This is a genomic window from Alcanivorax sp. P2S70, from assembly GCF_000475295.1.
Lineage (GTDB): Bacteria > Pseudomonadota > Gammaproteobacteria > Pseudomonadales > Alcanivoracaceae > Alcanivorax > Alcanivorax profundi.
Genome location: NZ_AXBZ01000032.1, coordinates 1 through 20,184 on the forward strand (window position 1 = coordinate 1; position 20,184 = coordinate 20,184).

General features: G+C 54.7%; 20 protein-coding genes. 16 read left to right on the forward strand and 4 right to left on the reverse strand.

Annotated features, from left to right (window positions below; genetic code table 11):
* The 5 genes from Q672_RS26920 to Q672_RS26940 form a co-directional block, all read left to right on the forward strand.
* Window positions 1-873: hypothetical protein (locus tag Q672_RS26920; protein ID WP_235047197.1), on the forward strand; the 873-nt coding region annotated here is incomplete at its 5' end.
* 46 nt (window positions 874-919) lie between these two features.
* On the forward strand, window positions 920-2,755 hold the full coding sequence (locus Q672_RS26925) for an AAA family ATPase (RefSeq protein ID WP_022985594.1): 1,836 nt from the start codon (window positions 920-922) through the stop codon (window positions 2,753-2,755).
* Window positions 2,756-2,818: 63 nt separating this feature from the next.
* Window positions 2,819-3,277 (forward strand): hypothetical protein, encoded by a 459-nt coding sequence (locus Q672_RS26930; protein WP_022985595.1) that lies wholly within the window; start codon window positions 2,819-2,821, stop codon window positions 3,275-3,277.
* 121 nt (window positions 3,278-3,398) lie between these two features.
* Window positions 3,399-3,800, forward strand: coding sequence for a GFA family protein (locus Q672_RS26935; protein WP_022985597.1), 402 nt, complete (start codon window positions 3,399-3,401; stop codon window positions 3,798-3,800).
* Window positions 3,801-3,905: 105 nt separating this feature from the next.
* Window positions 3,906-4,835, forward strand: a complete 930-nt coding sequence (locus Q672_RS26940) for an alpha/beta hydrolase family protein (protein ID WP_022985598.1) — start codon at window positions 3,906-3,908, stop codon at window positions 4,833-4,835.
* 32 nt (window positions 4,836-4,867) lie between these two features.
* On the opposite strand, the gene Q672_RS26945 is transcribed toward Q672_RS26940, so the two are convergent.
* Window positions 4,868-6,190 carry a dihydroorotase gene (locus tag Q672_RS26945; protein WP_022985599.1) on the reverse strand — a complete coding sequence of 441 codons (1,323 nt, stop codon included), beginning with the start codon at window positions 6,188-6,190 and terminating at the stop codon, window positions 4,868-4,870.
* A 71-nt stretch (window positions 6,191-6,261) separates the two neighbouring features.
* Window positions 6,262-6,480, reverse strand: coding sequence for a hypothetical protein (locus Q672_RS26950; protein WP_022985600.1), 219 nt, complete (start codon window positions 6,478-6,480; stop codon window positions 6,262-6,264).
* A 73-nt stretch (window positions 6,481-6,553) separates the two neighbouring features.
* On the opposite strand from Q672_RS26950, the gene Q672_RS26955 reads away from it, so the two are divergent.
* The 9 genes from Q672_RS26955 (at window position 6,554) to Q672_RS26995 (ending at window position 12,846) form a co-directional block, all read left to right on the forward strand.
* Entirely contained in the window at window positions 6,554-6,979 is a 426-nt protein-coding gene (locus Q672_RS26955; RefSeq protein ID WP_022985601.1) for a TraR/DksA family transcriptional regulator, read from the forward strand.
* A gap of 4 nt (window positions 6,980-6,983) precedes the next feature.
* On the forward strand, window positions 6,984-8,207 hold the full coding sequence (gene zigA / locus Q672_RS26960) for a zinc metallochaperone GTPase ZigA (RefSeq protein WP_022985602.1): 1,224 nt from the start codon (window positions 6,984-6,986) through the stop codon (window positions 8,205-8,207).
* On the forward strand, window positions 8,204-8,830 hold the full coding sequence (locus tag Q672_RS26965; protein ID WP_031226558.1) for a DUF1826 domain-containing protein: 627 nt from the start codon (window positions 8,204-8,206) through the stop codon (window positions 8,828-8,830). Before zigA ends, Q672_RS26965 begins: the two co-directional genes overlap by 4 nt.
* Before the next feature lie 13 nt (window positions 8,831-8,843).
* Window positions 8,844-9,305 (forward strand): transcriptional repressor, encoded by a 462-nt coding sequence (locus Q672_RS26970; protein WP_022985604.1) that lies wholly within the window; start codon window positions 8,844-8,846, stop codon window positions 9,303-9,305.
* Window positions 9,306-9,374: 69 nt separating this feature from the next.
* Window positions 9,375-9,785, forward strand: coding sequence for a MerC domain-containing protein (locus tag Q672_RS26975; RefSeq protein ID WP_022985605.1), 411 nt, complete (start codon window positions 9,375-9,377; stop codon window positions 9,783-9,785).
* A complete protein-coding gene (locus tag Q672_RS26980) occupies window positions 9,757-10,362 on the forward strand; it encodes a ZrgA family zinc uptake protein (protein ID WP_022985606.1) in 606 nt (201 codons plus the stop codon). The genes Q672_RS26975 and Q672_RS26980 overlap by 29 nt, the downstream gene beginning before the upstream one ends.
* A 2-nt stretch (window positions 10,363-10,364) precedes the next feature.
* Entirely contained in the window at window positions 10,365-11,060 is a 696-nt protein-coding gene (locus Q672_RS26985; RefSeq protein WP_022985607.1) for an ABC transporter ATP-binding protein, read from the forward strand.
* A 2-nt stretch (window positions 11,061-11,062) separates the two neighbouring features.
* Complete coding sequence (locus Q672_RS26990) at window positions 11,063-12,301, forward strand: ABC transporter permease (RefSeq protein ID WP_022985608.1); 1,239 nt, start codon at window positions 11,063-11,065, stop codon at window positions 12,299-12,301.
* A 2-nt stretch (window positions 12,302-12,303) separates the two neighbouring features.
* Window positions 12,304-12,846, forward strand: a complete 543-nt coding sequence (locus tag Q672_RS26995) for a DUF3299 domain-containing protein (protein WP_022985609.1) — start codon at window positions 12,304-12,306, stop codon at window positions 12,844-12,846.
* Window positions 12,847-12,882: 36 nt separating this feature from the next.
* Here the strand turns inward: Q672_RS26995 and Q672_RS27000 are convergent, their stop codons facing one another.
* Entirely contained in the window at window positions 12,883-14,775 is a 1,893-nt protein-coding gene (locus Q672_RS27000) for a propionyl-CoA synthetase (protein ID WP_022985610.1), read from the reverse strand.
* A 273-nt stretch (window positions 14,776-15,048) separates the two neighbouring features.
* Here Q672_RS27000 and Q672_RS27005 point away from each other — a divergent pair, with 273 nt between their 5' ends.
* Entirely contained in the window at window positions 15,049-15,351 is a 303-nt protein-coding gene (locus Q672_RS27005) for an antibiotic biosynthesis monooxygenase family protein (protein ID WP_022985611.1), read from the forward strand.
* 188 nt (window positions 15,352-15,539) lie between these two features.
* On the opposite strand, the gene mscK is transcribed toward Q672_RS27005, so the two are convergent.
* Window positions 15,540-18,884: a mechanosensitive channel MscK gene (gene mscK, locus Q672_RS27010; protein ID WP_035482233.1), complete on the reverse strand. Its 3,345-nt coding sequence runs from the start codon at window positions 18,882-18,884 to the stop codon at window positions 15,540-15,542.
* 263 nt (window positions 18,885-19,147) lie between these two features.
* Here mscK and Q672_RS27015 point away from each other — a divergent pair, with 263 nt between their 5' ends.
* Entirely contained in the window at window positions 19,148-20,179 is a 1,032-nt protein-coding gene (locus Q672_RS27015; protein WP_022985613.1) for a phospholipase, read from the forward strand.
* Window positions 20,180-20,184 lie beyond the last annotated feature (5 nt).

Consider the following 20,184-nt stretch of genomic DNA (forward strand, 5'->3'; position numbering starts at 1 on the left):
GTTCTAATTAATACGCTGTTATGTTTATTAGGAGGCTTAATGCCAGAACCAATAACAACTGTAGGTCTCGGAGCGGTAGCGGCTTATCTGGGTAAAGATGGACTTAATAAAATGCTTGGGCCTACGGCGGATTACTTGGGTGAAAGTCTTCGCGACTTTGCACAAAAGCGAGCACAGAATGTAGGAAGAATTTTCGGCAAAGCCGAGCAGAAACTAGGCGATAAAATTGAACAGCCAGGGCAAGTTCCACCCAAAGTCCTCAAAACAATAATTAATGAAGGCTCATATTCTGATGATGAGATTGCCGTTGAATACTTTGGCGGCATACTTGCTTCTTCGCGGACCGAGCAGGGTCGAGATGATCGGGGTGCTAGAATTGGAAAAATTCTAGATGGCCTATCTGTGTATCAAATAAGAACGCATTACATTGTATACACTTTGGTTCGTAAGCTATTTAAAGATAGTGGCTACAAATTCAATCAAGAAGACCGACCAAGAATGCAGATATTTATTCCATGGGATTCATATGTTGGTGCAATGGAATTTTCACAAAGTGAAATGGATCAATTTATACCTATAGTCAATCACTCGTTCTTCGGTTTGAATACTGATGACTTAATAGAAACTTTCCAATATGGGCCTGAAGAGCATATGAAAAAACTGTGCCCTGAAGTCCAAGGTGGAGGAATTATTGTTTCACCTAGTGCATTTGGCGCAGAGCTTTACTTGTGGGGGTATGGGCAAGGAGATAAAGATCTGGCTTTCATTTTGAATGATGATGAATTTGAGGATATGAAAGGCCTGCCCGTTATAATGAATGGCGTAATACCGAGTGATAAACAACATAACAAGAAAATGCAGCCGACGCAGTAAACTGCGCAGCTGATTTGAGCGTTATATTGAACCAAGGTAGTGCAGAGTGAATCTGATAGAATTAAGTAACTTTAAGAAATTTGATGAGATCAATGTTGATCTTAACGAAAATGGACTATCACTGATCTCTGGGGTTAACAACTCGGGAAAAACCAGCCTCTTACATGCTCTTGCTGTATGGGAGTATGCAAAGATCCTTTTGATTAATTATCGGGGGCAGCAGTCGTTACTTGAAGAATATGATGTAGAGAAAAAAGGGCTTGGTATTGCTCCTGAATCATTTTCACCAATTAGCATTCCTTCCTTGAGATATCTTTGGAAAGACCAAAGGACAATTGGCTCCTATCAGCTCAAAATAAAAGTAGGGTGGAAGGGGGCAGAAAATAGAAATCTCTTTCTAGAGCTTGCGTATACTCTTAACGGAAATAATTTCGCAATAAAAAAGTCTGATTCTAATCTTTCTGAGTCAGATAAAATACCTACTATTGCTTACCTTCCACCTTTTGGTGGAATGAATGAAAATGAAAGTTGGTTGTCTGTAGCAGATCGAAGAAAGCTAATAGGAAAAGGGCAGGCTGGCTCTGTAATTAGAAACTTACTGTTGGATTTACACGACGCTCATGAGTCGACCATTGAAGAGAAAAAGAATGAGCTTTTTCCAAATAAGCAAAGACTAACACAAGCAGACCAACAAGTACTTAAAGGTATAAGCACTGAATGGAGGCAGCTAAAAGAAATACTTTCTGAAGTGTTTCATGTAAATCTTTATGTGCATGATTTTGATAGCCAGTTTCATAATTTCGTAAGTGTCGATGTCATAGATTTGATTAAAAATCCTGACACCCAAGAGAAAGAGAGAAATAATTCAAGTAAAAGAGACCTGATGGTCGAGGGAAGTGGTTTTCTACAATGGTTAAGTGTTTTTGCTTTAGCCTTAGACAAAAACAACGATGTGCTTCTACTTGATGAGCCTGACGCCCATTTGCATTCATCTTTGCAGTCTCTCCTGATGGAGAAGTTGGAAAGGATATGCGAAGAAAACAACAAGCAGATTCTAATGGTTAGCCATAGTTCTGATTTAATAAAGCTAATTGACTACCAGAAAGTCTTGCATGTTGAAGCTTCAAAAGCAGAATACTTAAAAAACAATGAAGAAAAAGTGTTGGTTCTGGAAGGGCTCGGCAGCAAATATTTCCCCCTTCTTGATTCCATGATAGAACACAAAAAGGTATTACTTGTTGAAAATGCAAGTGATGCCCGTATTCTAAAGTCACTCTGTATAAAGCTGGGAAAGGTTTGGCCAGAAAATATTGTTGAGTGGGTGACGAACAAGAAGCATAAAGAACGTAAAACTTTAATTGTTGAACTCAATCAAAAAATAACTCAAGAAACTGGCAGCCACATAACAGCGTATAGCCTTAGAGACTTGGATGATGATAACTACAATACTACAAATTCAAGTTTGCATGACAATGGTAAAGATGTTCAGAGAGATGATTCAGGCCAACATGTGATAATGATGTACAGAACATTGAGGCGACGAGAAATAGAGAATTACTTGATAGTTCCTGAGGCAATCAGTCGCTATATTTCTAATAATTGTCGAAATCGAGAAATCATTAAGGATGTTGATGCGGTTAGGAATTATCTTGCAAATGAACATGGACTGGTAGTCCCTGAAACATATAAGCTCTCTGAAAGAGCGAGTAATACTGAGGCACTATTTATCAAGGATGTGAAGCCTGTTCTTGATGGGATAAATTCACACTTTAGAGTTAAGTTTGATAAAGAAGAATACATAAATTCAATTAATAGTAATGAAATAAGCGAAGATCTCATTACCATCATAGATGAAATAATAGATATGTGTACAACTGATTAATATAACAAATGGTTCCAAGTGACGCCTTTGGCGCACCTGAACCAAGCGTTAGCCAAGGACCCTATGACAATCACCATGGCAGCAATATTTTCACTGATTGCAGGACTGATCGGAGCGGTCTTTGGGCATGTTTTATCCGAAAAAAAGAGCCGCAACGATGAGTTGGCAAAAATGCGACTGGATGCGTACTCAGACTTTTTGAAAGCCATTTCATTCCTTGTTTCTGCTAGAAGATCCGGGCGAATACAAGATGAGATTTCTGAGCTTGGAGCTCTCAATGATGCGAAGTCGCGGATTTGCGTATGCGCCGATGCTGGTGTGGTAGAGGCCTTGGAAGGTTTTTGGCTGCAAGGTGGTACGCTTGAGAAAGAGCAGGAAATTCTTGCTTACACAAGGCTGTGTAGGATGATGCGTCAAAGTTTGGGTAAAGACGATCTTTCCCTGGAGATTCGCTTGTCCGATATACTTTTTAGACTGGAGCCTTCTACCTTCTCATATCGGAGAAAGGTTGATGAAGGTTAATAACAGGAAATGGGGTTAGATCTTCCATTTCCCAAAGCTGATGCCCTGCGAGCGAGGGTTGGGGCAGATCTCACATTCCAGTTTCAACCAGCTTCTCTCCCCATAGAATGGAAGAATATCCATGACGGATCATTTCGGCTCTTGTCTGTGTGGCACCGTGCGTTTTCAGATCAAAGGGGATTTTGACCGCTTCTATCTCTGCCACTGCCAGCATTGCCAGAAAGATACAGGCTCAGCCCATGCCGCTAATCTGTTCTCCTCTTCAGCTCAACTGATCTGGCTATCGGGTGTCGATGTGGTCAGGTCATTTACGCTTCCTGATACCCGGCATGCCAAAAGTTTCTGCTCGTTGTGTGGCTCGGCGTTGCCGGATGCGCAGGCTTCGGGTCTGCTGGTGGTGCCTGCAGGGTGTCTGGATACGACAGTCCCAGTGATGCCAACGGCACATATTTTTTTGGCCAGTAAAGCGGTTTGGGAAGGAGAGGTTAATGATGCGCCAGGGTTTGATGGGTTGCCTGGTTGAACTTTCCCGGGCTTGTCGGCCTCGAAAGAGGCAAGGTTCAGGTCGTTCCCCATACTCGGGATGATCACCAACGAGCTGCTCTGAACGGTCTGCCGGAAAATGCCCATGTATAAAGCTCTCGTGATCATAATGGCGTTGCTGCTGTTTGCTATTCAGGATGTGTTTGCCGAAGAGGGGGAGCGCTTAACACGGGCAGATGGGTCAGAGATCACGTTCTATCTGGACCAGAAAGGAAGCGGTCATTTGCTGGTGCTGATGCAGGGCTCAGACTGCAAGAGTGTGGCCCACAGCAAGGTGATTAATGATCGCTTTGCCACCGTTATTGGTGATGCGGATGTCCTTACGGTGGAGAAGTATGGCCTTACCCGGTCGGTTTCCTGGAACGGTTCGGGTGATAGCCCGGAGTGCCCCGCGTCGTATTATGAGCATGACTCGCCACAGCAGCGGGCGGACGATTATCTGCAGGTGATGTCCTGGTTGGATAACCGATTTCACTATGACCGCATTACGCTACTCGGGGGAAGCGAGGGGGCGTTGGTGGCGGCGATGGTGGCTTCCCGCAGTGATGCGGTGAGCGCGGTTGTCTCTCTGAATGGCGGCGGCCGCTTTTTCGTCGATGATGTGCTGCACAGTATGGCGCTTGAACTACCTCCGGAGGCATTCGAAGAAGCGAAACAGGATTTTCTGGCGTTTGCCGATTCTGTCGAAGCTGCCGAGAATATGGACCTTGTGATGAGCGGCCATGGGTTTCGTTGGTGGAAAAGCATGCTTGCAGCAGATCAAACAGCATTGCTGATGAGTGTCCGCACCCCTGTGTTGATTATTCAGTCTGCTCTTGATGAGAGCGTTTCGCCTGCGTTAGCGAGCAACCAGGCTCTCATGCTCAAACAGAATAAGTCTGAGGTAGAGTTTCTGTTTGCTGAGGGGCTGGACCACCGGTTTCATGACCTTGCCGGGGTAGATCGTACCAGTGAGATTATCGTGTTTGTCCGCGATTGGCTGGCGCGAAGGCGAAGTGGTGCCCCTGCCGGGTGAATGCCTCGGTTGTTCTTTGCGAGCGGGGCCTTTTACAGAAACTGAATGGCTTGCCCGGCCGGACTGCCAATCACTTCCTCCTCTGCCATAACGAGGCGGCCGCCAACAATGGTCGCGCTGGGCCAGCCTTGGAGCATCATTCCGTCAAAGGCGCTCCAACCAGAGGGCGACGCCAGTTTGCGATCATCCACAGCCTGACGTTTCTTCAGGTCGACCAATGTCAGGTCGGCATCATAGCCGACGGAGATACGCCCTTTGCCTGCCATACCGAAGAGACGGGCCGGGCCGGCGCAGACCAGATCCACGAGTCGTGTTAGGGTCAGTTTTCCCTCATTTACATGGTTCAGCATCAAGGGCAACAGGGTTTGGGTGCCGGTCATCCCACTGGGAGAATCGGGATAGGGGCGCTGTTTTTCGTCCCGGGTATGGGGAGCATGATCGCTGCCGATAACATCCACAATGCCGTTGGTGACCGCTTTCCAGAGGGCTTGCTGATGTCGCGAGTCCCGAATTGGGGGATTCATCTGGGCCAGCGTGCCCAGTCGCTCATAGCACTGTGGGGCGGTGAGAGTGAGATGTTGCGGCAACACTTCAACGGAGACCCGTGATTTGTGGTGTTGCAGGAAGGCCATTTCTTCTGCGGTGGAGATGTGTAGCAGGTGCAATGGGCGCCCGGTCTCATTGGCCAGGCTGACGATACGCCGGGTGGCCAGCAAGGCACTGTCCTCGTCCCGCCAGAGGGAATGCGCCCGGGGGTGCGCGGCGTCTTCGGCGATGTGGCGGCGAGCGCGCAGGCGGGCCTCATCTTCTGCATGAATGGCAACCCGCCGTTGCCCGTGGCGGAGGATAGATCGCAACACATTGTCGCTGTCCGCCAGCAAATCTCCGAAAGAGCTGCCCATAAAGACCTTGACGCCGCAGCACCCTGGCAGTCGTTCCAGGCGGGGTAGCTGTTCCGCGTTTGCCGCTGCGCCTCCTATGTAAAAGGCGTAGTTACACCAGGCATCCTGTTCGGCAATGGCAATCTTGGCCTGTAAATCCTCCTGGCGAAGTGTGAGGGGCTGGGTGTTGGGCATTTCGAACACACTGGTAACCCCGCCGAGTACGGCGCCTCGGGTACCGGCTTCCAGTGTTTCTTTGTGGGTCATACCGGGTTCACGGAAATGCACCTGGGAATCCACCACGCCAGGTAGCAGGTGCAGACCGCGCGCGTCGATTTCTGTTTCTGCCGAAAGGGATTCGCCAATGGCGACAATCCGGCCTTCGTGGCAAGCCACATCGGTTTCTGCCGGCCCACTGGGCAGCATGACGGTGGCACCTTTGATAAGCAGGGTAGAGCGGTTGCGAGGTTTCATTCTGATGGTTGTCTTTTCAGGCAAAAGGGAAGGGGCGGGTGTATGCCGGGTCCAGGCATGGGCCAGCTCTGTCAACGGTCAAGTTCATTCAGTGCGTCCATGAACCATTGTTTGGTCTGTTGCCAGTGGGGCTTGCCATACAAGGCAATGAATCTTTTTGTCATGTCGTTGTGGGGGTTACCCAGCGCCGAGAGCCGTTGCTGAATGAAGTCCGCGGTGAGGGGAATGCCGCAGACCTCGGTAATGCAGTGTCGCCACTCGGTGTAGGTTGCAGGGAGTGAGGGCGTCATGGGGGCTCCTGTAGTGCGGAGGGCTTGAGTGTTTGTTTTGATATGTTATAACATAACTAAAAAGGAGCCAAACATGTCTCGCACGATCAGTGAACAAACCCTGCTGGCAATGTCCGCGTCGGATTACATGAATGGCGAACAGCAGCAATTTTTTCGTGATCGGCTGGTTGCGCTGGCAGGGGAATGTGAGAAGGACATCGCCAGTGCCATGGCGCATCTACGTACCCCGGTACAAGAGCCAGACCCTGTCGATGCGGCAGCTGAAGAGGAAAGCTGTCGTCATCGGTTACGTTTCATGGCCCGCCAACAAGCCTTGTTGGGGAAAATTCGTGATGCGCTGCGACGGCTCGACGGACATGAGTACGGGTACTGTCGAATCAGTGGCGAACCGATAGGACTGCGTCGATTGCTGGCCCGCCCGACAACGGAATACTGTGCCGAAGTGAAAGCCCGCCTTGAACAGAACGAGCGTCACTTTGCCCACCAACGAACCGGATGATGTGATGAATCCAGAACAAGCCAGCCCTGCACGCCAGCTACCCGTAACCGTCTTGTCCGGTTTTCTCGGCGCGGGCAAGACCACGGTCCTTAATCATATTCTTAACAATCGCGCCGGCCTTAAGGTGGCGGTGATTGTGAATGATATGAGCGAAATCAACATTGATGCCGCCCTGGTCAATCAAGATGTGTCTCTGAATCGGGCCGAAGAAAAGCTGGTGGAAATGAGCAATGGTTGTATTTGTTGCACTCTGCGTGAAGATCTTCTGCTGGAAGTGAACCGGCTCTCACGGGACGGACGATTCGATTACCTGGTCATTGAATCTACCGGTATTTCAGAGCCGCTGCCGGTGGCAGAAACCTTTACGTTTGAGGATGAAGACGGCACCAGCCTGTCGACGATAGCCCGTCTGGACACCATGGTGACGGTGGTGGACGCCGTGAACTTTCTGCGCGATTACCAAAGTACCCGTAATTTGCAACAGGAGGGCGAGAATCTTGGCGAAGAGGACCTTCGTAACGTGGTCGATCTTCTGGTTGAACAAGTGGAATTTTGCGATGTGCTGTTGATCAGTAAAACAGACCTGGTGACAGACGAGGAATTGGAAACACTGAGCGCCACGTTGCGGCTTCTTAATCCGGATGCGCATATTGTGCCCATTAGCCATGGCAGAGTTCCCTTGCAAGAAGTGCTTAACACCGGCCGATTCAATTTTGAAAAAGCGCAGCAGGCACCGGGCTGGCTTAAGGAAATGCGTGGTGAGCATCTTCCGGAAACAGAAGAATACGGGATCAGCAGCTTTACCTATGAAGCACGCCGCCCGTTTCACCCGGAACGTTTTTGGGCATTCCTGCAGCAGCCCTGGCCTTACGGGACCCTGCTTCGTTCCAAAGGATTCTTCTGGCTGGCCACACGTCCCCAGTTTGCCGGCAACTGGAGCCAGGCCGGAGACATTGTGCATCACGGGCCAGCAGGCCTGTTTTGGAAAACCGTGCCGGATCAGCACTGGCCGACGGACCCCGAGTACCGCGCCATGATCATGGAAAAATGGCAGGAACCTTTTGGTGATATGCGGCAGGAATTGGTCTTCATCGGCCACCATCTGGATCCGGAGGCAACCTGCAGGGCATTGGATGATTGCCTGTTGAGCGAAGCGGAAATGCTGGCCGGGAAGGCGCTTTGGGAGCAGCTTGAAGACCCGTTTCCTCAGTGGGAGATGGCGGGATGAGCGCACTAAGACACTCGCCATTATCACCGTTGGGGCTTGCGATAAGTGAAGAGGCGGGAGTTCTGGGCGAAATCGGCCATGAGCATGTCTTTGTGGCGGTGTGGGACCGACTGAGCCCGGTGGGAGCCGATGTCGTGGCGCTGGCCTGCCAGCAACGTATGGCCGTACGAAGCTGGGTAGACATGGATCATGGTGTTGCCGGTTCGCTGCAGCATTTGATACCGGGCGATGCCTTTACTGAGCTTCGTCAAGATGTGCAGTTGCTGTCCGAAATGATGGCATGCCTGTTTGGTGTCAGTGGTGTCGGTGTGCGAGTAACGGCGCTGGAAAAACCCATGTGTCCGCGTTTTCATGTGGATCGCATTCCCGCGCGGATGTTGTGTACCTATGGTGGCCCGGGTAGTCAGTGGCTGCCCGCCGACGCCGTGACCGAAACCTTGCTGTTGCCCGGTCAGGATCAACAAGGCTGTTACCGCGAGGACAGTCTGGAGCAGCTACAGGCTGGCCAGGTCGCCCTGTTCAAAGGAGACACATGGCGGGATAATCACGGCCAGGGTGTGGTGCATCGCTCTCCCCCTGTAACCCCCGGCCAACAGCGTTTGTTGGTGACACTGGATATTTAAAGGATCTGCCCTGATGAGTCGTAACGAACGTATCCTGGCCAGCGCAGAACATCACTGCCGTGAACAGGGGGTGCGTTTGACTCCACAGCGCAAGCAGGTCATGAACCTGTTGTTGAGCCAGGATGGTCCTCAGACTGCGTATCAACTGCTCGACCAGTTCAAGGCGCGTTTTCAGCATAATGCCCAGCCGCCGACCATCTATCGGGCGCTGGATTTTCTGGTTCAGCAAGGGTTGGCCCATCGGCTCAGTTCCACCAACCAATATCTCGCGTGTGGCCACATCACCTGTAAACACGATCATAACGGCACGGTATTTTTGCTTTGTGATGAATGCGGTGCCGTGCAGGAGACCCCCATGGCCGGCGCCGCGGTGGATGAGCTGCAGCAGACTCTTGATGGGCTTGGATTTGTCATTCAGCAGGAGCCCCTGCTGGAAGTGCACGGGCGATGCGCGCGTTGTGCGGGAACCCGGTGAGGTAACACCCTGCCGGCCACCTGCGCAATGCGCTTTACCCCTCTGTCAGAAATCAATCAGGAGAGCACAATGCACCGCTCCCATCTGGACAAGACGGCGATCGTCCTGTCTGGTCTCTGCATGATTCACTGCCTGGCCAGTGTAGCCGGGTTATTCGCGTTGGGACTGCTGTCAGCCTTTGGCGCCATGGACGAGGTTTTTCATGTGGCCATGCTGGTGCTGGTCGTGCCCGTCAGCGTATTCGCCATGGGATTGGGGTACCGTCATCATCGCAAGCTTGCCATCGTGCTCACCAATCTGGTGGCGCTGAGCTTGTTGTGTTTGCTGGCGGCCTTTGAAGAGACCCTTCATGGCACCCTTTGGGAACCGGTGCTGACGTGCGTGGTCGGATTTTGTCTGGTTGCCACTCATGTGGCGAATATTCGTGCGTGTCGACACTGTGAGGTGACGAATGATCAACGGGCTTCCTGTGCGTCTTGAATGGGTGTTGGCCCCCTTGTTGGTAGTGCTGGCTGGCCATGCAGGAGCTGCGGAGATTCACCAGCATGGCATGGCAAAGGCTGCGGTGGTCATCGACGCGGGAGAGGTAACCGTCAGTTTTCGGGCGCCGCTGATGGATATTCTTGGTACAGAAGCCGCCCCGGTCGACGCGCCGGCCCGCAAACGTTATGCCGACCGGCTGAACCGTATTACCGCACCGGAACTCTCTCCGGCCGCGCAGTGTGAGCGGGTCAAGGCGACGCTGAGTACGGTGGATACCTTGTTTCCGCTGGCACAACCGGTTGATGATCACGACCACGACCACGACCACGACCACGACCACGACCACGACCACGACCATGACCATGACCATGACCATGACCATGATCAGGCCAGTCATCAGGATGTCGACAACGAATGGGTGTTTTCCTGTGCGGCGCCAGAGAAACTTGCCCGGGTCTCTTTGCCATTCCTGAAGATTTTTTCCGGCCTCACCACCGAGGTGATACTGTTATTGCCAACAGGACAGAGCGCATTGCGTCTGGCCCCGGGAGAAACCCGCATCCCCCTGGAGTAACTGTGAGTCAGGTATTGCAACTGAACGGCCTGGAATATCGATATCCTGGTCAGTCGTATCCATTTCTTCAGGTTCCGTCGTTTTCCCTGCAGGCGGGGGAGCGGGTGTTGCTTCACGGGCCTAGCGGATGTGGCAAGAGTACGCTTTTGTCGCTGATTACCGGAATCCGCCCGGTCCAGCAGGGTGAAATCCGGGTGGCCGGACAAGCCTTTTCCTCTTTGCCCCAGCGTCATCGCGATGCGTTTCGTGCGGCTCATATGGGGATCATTTTTCAAGCCTTCAATTTGCTGCCTTATTTGAGCGCGGTAGATAACGTTTGCCTCAATGCTCGCTTCTCCCGTCGCCGCTGTGAGCGTGAAGGGGCACGCAATCAGACGCAGCGACGGGAGGCTGCGCAAGCCTTGTTGGCCCGTCTGGGGCTGGCGCCAGGTACCATCGAGCAGCCCGCCTGGCAGTTGTCCTTTGGTCAGCAGCAGCGAGTGGCCGCAGCCAGGGCGCTTTTTGGCAAGCCCGAACTGATTATTGCCGACGAGCCTACCTCGGCACTGGATAGCGCCAGCCGGGATGCCTTGTTGGCGCTATTGTGTGAGCTGTGTGATCAGTCGGGGAGTGCCTTGCTGATGGTCAGTCATGACAGCCAGGTAGCGGGGTACTTCCAGCGAAGTGTCGCCTTTGGCCGCCTGGCGGGGAGGACTTGATCATGCTGGCCAAGGTGATGCTTTCCTCCCTGCGAACCCGGCGAACTTCCGCATTTCTTATTGTCACGGCGATGGCCTTGAGTGTGCTGATGATTATCGGCATCGACCGGGTGCGTCACCAGGTACGTGCCAATTTTTCCAGCACGGTCTCGGGTATCGATTTGATTGTCAGTGCCCGCGGTGGGCCGATGAATATTCTGCTCTATAGCGTTTTCCGCCTCAGTGATCCTACTGCCGGCATCCGCTGGGAGACGGTGGAGCACCTAGCCAATCATCCTGATGTGAAGTGGTGGATTCCCGTGGCGCTGGGGGATTCCCATCGTGGTTACCCTGTGGTGGCAACCAACGACAGCTATCTGTCGCACTATCGATACGGCCGTGGTGAGGCACTGGCGTTGCGCGCCGGCAGCTGGTTTGCCGGGGCGGATCAAGCCGTATTGGGTAGTGCTGTTGCGGCCCGCCTGAATTACCAGTTGGGCGATGACATTGTGCTGGCTCACGGTGCCAGTGGGCCGGCGATCATTGAGCATGATAACCATCCGTTCACGGTAGCAGGCATTCTCGCGCCCACGGGCACCCCTGTGGATCAGAGTGTGCATATTTCGCTGAATGGCATGGCGCTGATTCATCAAGGCGGGGCGTTTCTGTCTGGCTTGCCAGCGATGCCTGGCCGCCGGGCGGATACGCCGGATTCGGTAAACGCGGTAATGCTGGGGCTGGAACGTCGCACCGCCGTGCTGGGATTACAGCGTGAGCTGTCGCGTTACCGCGGAGAGCCTCTCAGCGCCATTATTCCCGGAGTGCAATTGCAGCGATTGTGGCGTATCACTGCGGCGGGAGAAAATGCCCTGCGAGGTACCTCGTTGGCGGTGCTGGTAGTGGCCTTGCTGGTACTGGTCTCCACCGTGTTGGCGGCTCTGGAGGGGCGGCGGCATGAATTGGCGGTGCTACGGGCTTCGGGGGCGGGTCGAATAGCCGTTTATGGCATCATTATTGGCGAGAGTCTGTGCCTGACCTTGCTGGGCTGTATGCTGGGCTTGTTGCTGTTGTTTGTGGGGCAGTGGTCTCTGGCCGGTGTTGCACTGGAGCAGTGGTCGCTGCGGCTGCCGGAGACGTTTCTGACGATCCGGGAATTGCCCGCACTTGGCAGTATCGTGCTGGCAGGCTCCCTGGCGGGGCTTATTCCCGCTGAAAAAGCCTTCCGCAACAGCCTGGCGGATGGCCTGACCCCAAGGAACTGAATATGCGAGTAGCGATAGCGCTTTGTTGCCTGTTGGTCAGCATGGCCAGCCATGCGACAAGACAGCTGGAATGGGAAGAGTTGGTTCCCGCAGACTACGATCCATCGCAAATTTATAGCGAGATTTTCGATCGAATCTATGGGGAGAACGCAGCACCGGACAGCATTGCAGACGGGGATGACAAGGGGCAGTTGATGATGGATGCCATCGACAAAGCCTGGCGTGAGGCCCCGCTGAAATCCTCGCTCGATGGACAACAGGTGCGTTTGCCTGGCTATGGCGTTCCCCTCGACGGTGACGAAACCCATGTCCGTGAGTTTCTTCTGGTGCCGTACTTTGGTGCCTGTATTCATACACCGCCGCCGCCCCGGAACCAGATTATTCTGGTAAAGATGGACGGGCAGGGGGTTCCTCTGGACCTCGCCGTGGACGCCATGTGGCTTGAAGGCACGCTCAGGGTGTCCAGTCAGGATACCGAATACGGTACCGCGGGTTACGTACTTGAAGGTAAAGCCGCGACGCCATTCACTGGATTCGATCAATAACCTGACAAGGCGGCGTGCCGCCAAGGGCGCCCCTCGTCATCCCGCCAGTGTCTGGCGTTGCCCAAGCAAGGTTGCTATCTCGGTAATGCTGGCCGGGTCATCAATGGTCGAGGGGATGTTGTAGGGATCGCCGTTGGCGATCTGGCGCAGTAGCTTGCGCAGGATTTTGCCCGAGCGGGTTTTGGGCAGGCGCTGGGCGATCAGGGTGTCTTTGAGACAGGCCACTGCGCCAATCTCCTGGCGGATGCGGGCGACCAGTTCGCTGTTGAGGGTGTCGGCTTCTACCTCCATGCCATCTTTGAGCAAGACCAGCCCAATGGGCACCTGCCCCTTGAGATCGTCGTTAATGCCGATGACGGCGCATTCGGCGACGGCCGGGTGGCCGGCGAGCACTTCTTCCATTTCGCCGGTGGAGAGGCGGTGGCCCGCCACGTTAATCACATCGTCGGTGCGGCCCATGATGAACACATAGCCGTCGTCATCCTTGTAGCCACCGTCGCCGGAGGTGTAATAGCCGGGAAACTGTTCCAGGTAGCCGGCAAGAAAGCGGTCGTGGTTGCCCCAGACGGAGGGCAGGCAACTGGGTGGCAGGGGCAGTTTAATGGCCACGTTACCCTGTTGGTTGGGGCCCACTTCGTTGCCGTTGTCATCGAGTATGCGCACATCGTAGCCGGGGCTGGGCAGGGTGGCTGAGCCTGGTTTGCAGGGTTTGGGGTCGATACCCATGAGGTTGGCGCAGATCCCCCAGCCGGTTTCGGTTTGCCACCAGTGGTCGACCACCGGCAGGCCGGTGATGTCCTTGACCCATTCATAAGTGGGTGGGTCCAGCCGTTCGCCGGCCATGAAAAGGGTTTCCAGGGCGGAGAGGTCATGTTGCTTGATGCCCTCGCCATTGGGGTCTTCTTTCTTGATAGCGCGGAAGGCGGTGGGGGCAGAGAACAGGGCCTTGACCTTGTATTCCTCCGCCACACGCCAGAAGGCGGCGGCATCGGGGGTGCGAACCGGTTTGCCTTCGTAAAGTACGGTGGACAGGCCACTGAGTAACGGGGCGTAGACGATGTAGGAGTGGCCCACCACCCAGCCCACATCGGAGGCGGCCCAGAAGGTGTCGCCGGGGTTCATGTTGTAGATGGCTTTCATGCTGTAGTGCATGGCCACGGCGTGGCTGCCATTGTCGCGGATCACCCCTTTGGGTTTGCCGGTGGTGCCGGAGGTATAGAGCACGTAGAGCGGGTCGGTGGCGAGCACGGGGGTGCAGTCCACCGGGCTGGCGGCGGCGACGGCTACCTGCCAGTCCAGGTCGCGACCCGCTTGCAGGTTGGCGTGGGCCTGGGGGCGCTGGTAGATCACGCAGCGCTCGGGTTTGTGTCGGGCCTGCTCGATGGCCGCGTCTACCAGCGGTTTGTATTCAATGATCTTGTTCACTTCTACGCCGCAGGACGCCGACACAATGACCCTGGGTTCGGCATCGTCGATACGCACCGCCAACTCGTGAGCGGCAAAGCCCCCGAACACCACGGAGTGGATGGCGCCCAGGCGCGCGGTGGCGAGCATGGCCACGGCGGCTTCCGGGATCATCGGCATGTAGATCAATACCCGGTCGCCTTTTTTCACCCCTTGCTGGCGCAGGGCACCCGCGAAGGTGGCGACGCGTTCGGTGAGCTCGGCGTAGGTGATGGCCTGTTTGCTGTTCGTGACGGGGGAATCGTAGTAGATCGCCACCTGATCGCCGCGCCCGGCAGCGAGGTTGGCATCCAGCGCCATGTGGCAGGTGTTCATGACGCCATCGGTAAACCAGCGGTCGATACCGTTTTCATCCTTGCCGAGAATGGTGGAGGGGAAGGTGAACCAGTCCAGCTGGCGGGCCTTGTCGGCCCAGAAGGTGTGCGGATCGTTGATGGACGCGGAGTATTCTTGTTCGTAACTCATCTTTGGCCTCTTTTTGCCCCAGCTCGGGTACCAGCAGGGTGGTGCATAGCCCATGGTGACGCCGTTCGTGACGGATTGTCATGATGGACTGCACGGGTTGGCAATGTGCTTTCATGCTAGGAGGCGCTTGAGGGGGAGTGAATTAGACCAAAGTTTGTAGCGGTGATTCGTGGAAGTCAGGGGCGTGGGAAGGCGTGATGCGTGTTTGCGTCAATGCACTTGCGGATCACCTGCGCCACTATAGGGGCCCATTCACAATGACGGAGGGTGAGCATGTATATCGCAATGAACCGTTTCAAGATCAAGCCAGGCTGTGAGCAGGATTTCATCGAGATCTGGAAAGGGCGGGATACCTACCTGCAGGAAGTCCCTGGCTTCAAGGAGTTTCATCTTCTGCAGGGGGCGACGAATGACGAGTACACCCTGTTTTCGTCCCACGCGGTGTGGGAGTCCCAGGCCGCATTTGAAGGCTGGACCAAATCCGAGGCATTCCGCAAGGCGCACGCCAATGCTGGTGCCCGCCGCGATATCTACCTGGGCCCGCCCCAGCTGGAATGTTTCGAGGTGGTGCTGTAACCCCGCTGCGTTGCCGCACGGGGCTGGCTTGAGAGACACCCCACAAAGGCCGGGGGTTGACCACTGAGGTCAAAGAGATCACCGGGATGCACAAGTGTGTTTTCTGCGGGCCCCGGTCTCATCGGTGCGGAACACATCAGGCCACCCTGACATCGCCGCGGTGAGCGGCGAGTCTGCAGGGTGTGGTGTTATTTCGGGTCGCCGGTTTCGTTGGATTCACCATCGTTGGCTTTTGGTGGCGGAGTGTTGTCGTCACTCTGTGTTGTTTTGCCCTCCAGGGTTAGCTGCTCGCCGTCGCCATTGCGGATATGAATATCCAGCTGGCTGAAGGCGATTTCCACGTCGTGCTCCTTGCACAGGGCATCAATATGGCGATTCAGCTCGTCGGTGGCAGCCAGACGGTCGTTGATGTCGCTCACGTGAACGCGCAACTCATGATCCAGTGTGCTGGCTCCGAAGCTCATGAACAGCACCACGGGCTCGGGGTCACGCAGCACACGACGGTTTTCTTTGGCCGCCTGTAGCAGAATCTCACGGCACTTTTTCAGGTCTGAGCCATAGGCAAAGCCCACACGCAGGATAATCCGGGTGACGGTGTCGGACAGCGACCAGTTGATCAATCGCTCGGTCACAAACACCTTGTTGGGTACCAGAATTTCCTTGCGATCAAAGTCGATCAGGGTGGTCGCACGAATGCGTATCCGGCTGACGGTGCCGTCGAGGTTGTTGATGGTGATCACGTCGCCGATGCGAATGGGGCGTTCAAACAGCAGGATGATGCCAGAGATAAAGTTGGCAAATATTTCTTGCAAGCCGAATCCCAGGCCTACCCCAAGGGCGGCCACCAGCCATTGCATCTTGTCCCAACTGAGACCCAAGGCTCCCAGCGTCAACACGATGCCGCTGGCCACAATCACGTAGGACAGCAGGGTAGTGGTGGCATAACTGGTGCCTTGGCGCAGGTCCAGACGCGACAGAACCAGCACTTCCAGCAGCCCGGGCAAGTTACTGGCCAGCAAAAAGGTGACGGCGCCGATAATGAGCGACGCGATCACATCACCGAGACTGATCAGTGAGGCGCTGGCCGCCTGACCGGTGCCTTCTGCAGCGGTTTCCCACAACACAATCTGGTCAGTGTAGGCGAACGCATGAAAGACATCTGCCCAAACCCAATACACCAGCAGACCAATGATGCCCACCAGCGCCAGCCGGATAAGACGTAACGACTGTTGGTTGACCTGTTTCAGGTCCAGTTGTGGCTCTTCGACTTCCACCGCTTCGGCGCTAGCGCTGTCTTTTTGTTCGGTTTCCCGTTGTGCAACCGCGCGTTTGTACGCCAGCCGTTGAGCCGCTACCGCCAGACCGCGTACCGCGGTAGCGTCGAGCAGGATCCACAGCGCGACCAGATACAGGCTGTAAATCATGTGCCCGGCCAGACGCACCGAGGTGTAGTAATAGCCAATCCCGGTGAGAATGATCAACGCCAGTGGGGCCAGCGCGCACAAGCCGGTAGACAGGGCTTTTACGGCGCCGCTGTAGTGTCGACCCGGGTAGGCCTGGGCAATGGCAGGCAAGCTGACCATCACAGTGAACAGGCTGATCAGCATGATGACCAGGCCAAGCCGGTCGTTACTCAGCTGGGCCGGCCACTGGTCACCAAAGGCGATGATGAACATCATCGGTACCAAGGCCAGACCAGTGAGCAACATCCGGCGGCGCATTTGTTGCTGGTGGGTCATATCCCATCGGAAATGGCGTTGCGCGATTCCGTCAGTCTTGAGTAGCCGGTAGAGCACCTCAAAGACCAACCAGAGCAGAGCCAGTTGGGTGAGGGCGGCACCAATCACGCTGCTGAACGTGCCAGGTGTCAACCAGATTGCGCTGCCCAGCAACGACAGAAAAAGCGGTACCGGAGCTGAAATAATGAAGGTATAGAGCAGGCTGGTGGGGGTGTGGGCCTGGCTGTCGCGGCGCAGCGAGCCGACATCACGATTCATCTCTGCGATGCGTTTTTTAAGTCGCGTACGGACCAGCAGCAACAATACGGGCGGGATGATCATGCCGATCAGCCATCCCCAGCCATGGGTAAACAGCTTCCATACGCCGCTGCCGATCGTCTCCCATGGCAGATTCCTCACTTGGGTGATCAGCTCTGCGGGAAGCCGCGCCAGCCAGTGAATGCTGAGTGGCTGATTGCTTGGCATCCAGAATGTCTGTTCAGAAATCGTATTGTGCAAATCCCGGGTAATTTTGCGCAGCTGGTCATGATTAAGCTGCGTACGGGTGAGGATGGCGAGCTGGCGACTCAATTCCTGATCCAGTTGATCATACAATTCCAGCCGCTCCTCACGGAGAATGTCAAACGCCTCATCAAGCCCCGGTTCTGCTGATGAGCCATCCTCGGCGAGGGGGAGAGGGGCGTCATCCAGTGCCTGAATGTGCTGTTCTATTTCAAACTGGCGTAGCCGGGCTTCGGTAATCTCTTTGCCAAGATCCAGTTCCCCCTGATCCTGGGGCAGGCTTTTTTGCTGTTTGTAGAGAATTCGTGATAACAACAAGCTGCCATCCAGCATGCGAATCTGGTCGTTGACGGTGGCGGAGAGAGAGCGGGCCTTGTCCAGTTGGGTTTTGGTGTCCACGGCGGTACGCAGCAACTGATTGACGCTGTCGCCGGTCTTCGCAAGCTCCTGGCGCAGGGCCTGATTGGTTTTCATGGCCTGTTGTACTTCGGCGTTCTGTAATACCGAGGCCGGCAGTGGGGAATCCGGGGAATGGGCCTGTTGCTCCAGCTGATCGGTCCGTTTCTGGTTGATCAGCGGTTGAACGGCGTCGAGGCGTTGTTCGATCAGGCTTTGCTCGAGTTTGAATATTTGTTGTTCGAGCCGGGCAATGTCCTGCTGGCGGTCAATGACTGACAGTTCCTGATTATAGCGCTCGATTCGCGTTTCCAGAGCTTTTTGCTCTGTCTGCAAACGGCGGATCTCCAGTTCTTCAAGCAGGTCCCCGTCTTCATCGGTGCCATTATTCAAACGGGTACGAATCGTATTGATACGATCCATGGCATCACCGATGACCTTTTGCGCTTGCTCGGGAAGGGTCTGGGTACGGGTCAGCTCGCTATTGGCACGGGCAAGTTCACTCTGGTTGGTTTCCAGTGCGTCGAGCTGGGTAACCAGAATGTTGATCAGGGCTTTCAAGTCCTTGTCGGCATAGCCTGCCGCCCAGTCAGAATCCCGCTCCTGACGTAAGCGGGTCAGTTCGGCCTCCAGTCGGGTGCGCTGAGAAGGCGCCTTGCGGGCAAACGCCTCCAGTGACTTGATGCTGCTCTGGTTGCTGTCGATTTCCTGGCGGAAGGAAAGCGTTTTTTCCAGCGTTTCCCGGTCCGGGTTACGACTGCCGTCCTTGTTGTCTTCACCGGTTTCAGTCAGCTGTTTTTGCAAATCGCCGACACCTGGCAAGGAAAAACTGCCGGTTTGAGCGGTGGCGAACAGAGGCAAGATCAGCAAGAGGACGAGAGTAAGTCGTCGATCCATAACAGCGCGGGCTCCGGGAATCGCAGTAAAGCCCTGTTGTATCACAGGGCTGTGGTGAATGCTGTGGTGGCGATGGCATTCGGCCTGCCTGTCGGTAGGTTGAATGCCGCTCATCCACATTGTAACGGGCAAAGGCGCCGCTGGCAGAAAATGTCCATTAAATGTCCCGCCACGCCCTAGGGCTGTGATATACGTTTGGTTATTGTTTGTTCAATTCAATAACAATTCGAAGCAATTCAATAACAAAACGGAAGGGGACCCCCATGAAAACGCTAGCGCTTACCGGCCTGCTTGCGGCCACCCTGTTGTCATCGCCAGTCCATGCCTTTCAGCAAATCACCCACAAGCGTATCGCCATTGATGCGGTGAATTACATGAAGGCCAACCCGCAAAGCACCGAGTACAACCGCCTGAAAGCCTGGGTGAATGCCGCGGGTTACAGCATGGATCAGTTTGCGGAGGTGATCGGGCAGGGCGCCTACGATGTGGATGATTTCCAGGATACTTACCTGTGCGGTGCGGTGACCGGGGACTGTGTGTACGCGCCGGTGTTCAACGCCGGAGCATCGCTGGTCAACTATACGTCTTACTGGCATTTCCAGAATCATACCCGGGGTTCCGATGTTCATGGGAACGACTTCGGGGGCTATAACTACGACCTGCTGACCGTGTGGGGTGATATCGACAATCTCGCAGCTGCCTGGCTGGTGGGTGACTACATGGATGACGGTAACGGTGGCATGACTGGCTGGTGTTTCTGGAGCTGTGCCGATGACAGCGAGTACAACACCTATGGGGTGACCGAAGCCAACTACCGCCAGGGTAGCTACTCGAGCAAGTCCATGTACGATGATTTCGAGGAGATGCCGTTCCAGCCCATCGATAACCTGGGGCAGTACTGGTACAGCCAGTTCCTGGCAACGCCCACCGCCCAGACCCTGGGTTTCGTGATGCATACCACTGACTTGCTGCAGCCCCACCACGTGTGGACTACCTCGGCCCTGAATCACAGCGGTTGGGAGTCCTGGGTGGCGGACTACTATGACAGCGAAAACCTGAACAACAGCGCACTGGTGGATCAGGCCATGATGGACTACACCCCGCTGTCCACCAGCAGCAATGATATCCGTCCACTGCTCACCCAGGGTGGCGCGCTGGCCTACGGTAATGGCGGTATTGTGCTGTCCAGCACCGACCACGGCGACCGTGTTCAGGTGGCGCAGGTGGTGATTCCCCATGCGATTGCCATGGTGGTGCACCTGTTGAACCACGCGGCGGTGAAAGTGAACCCCTAACAGGC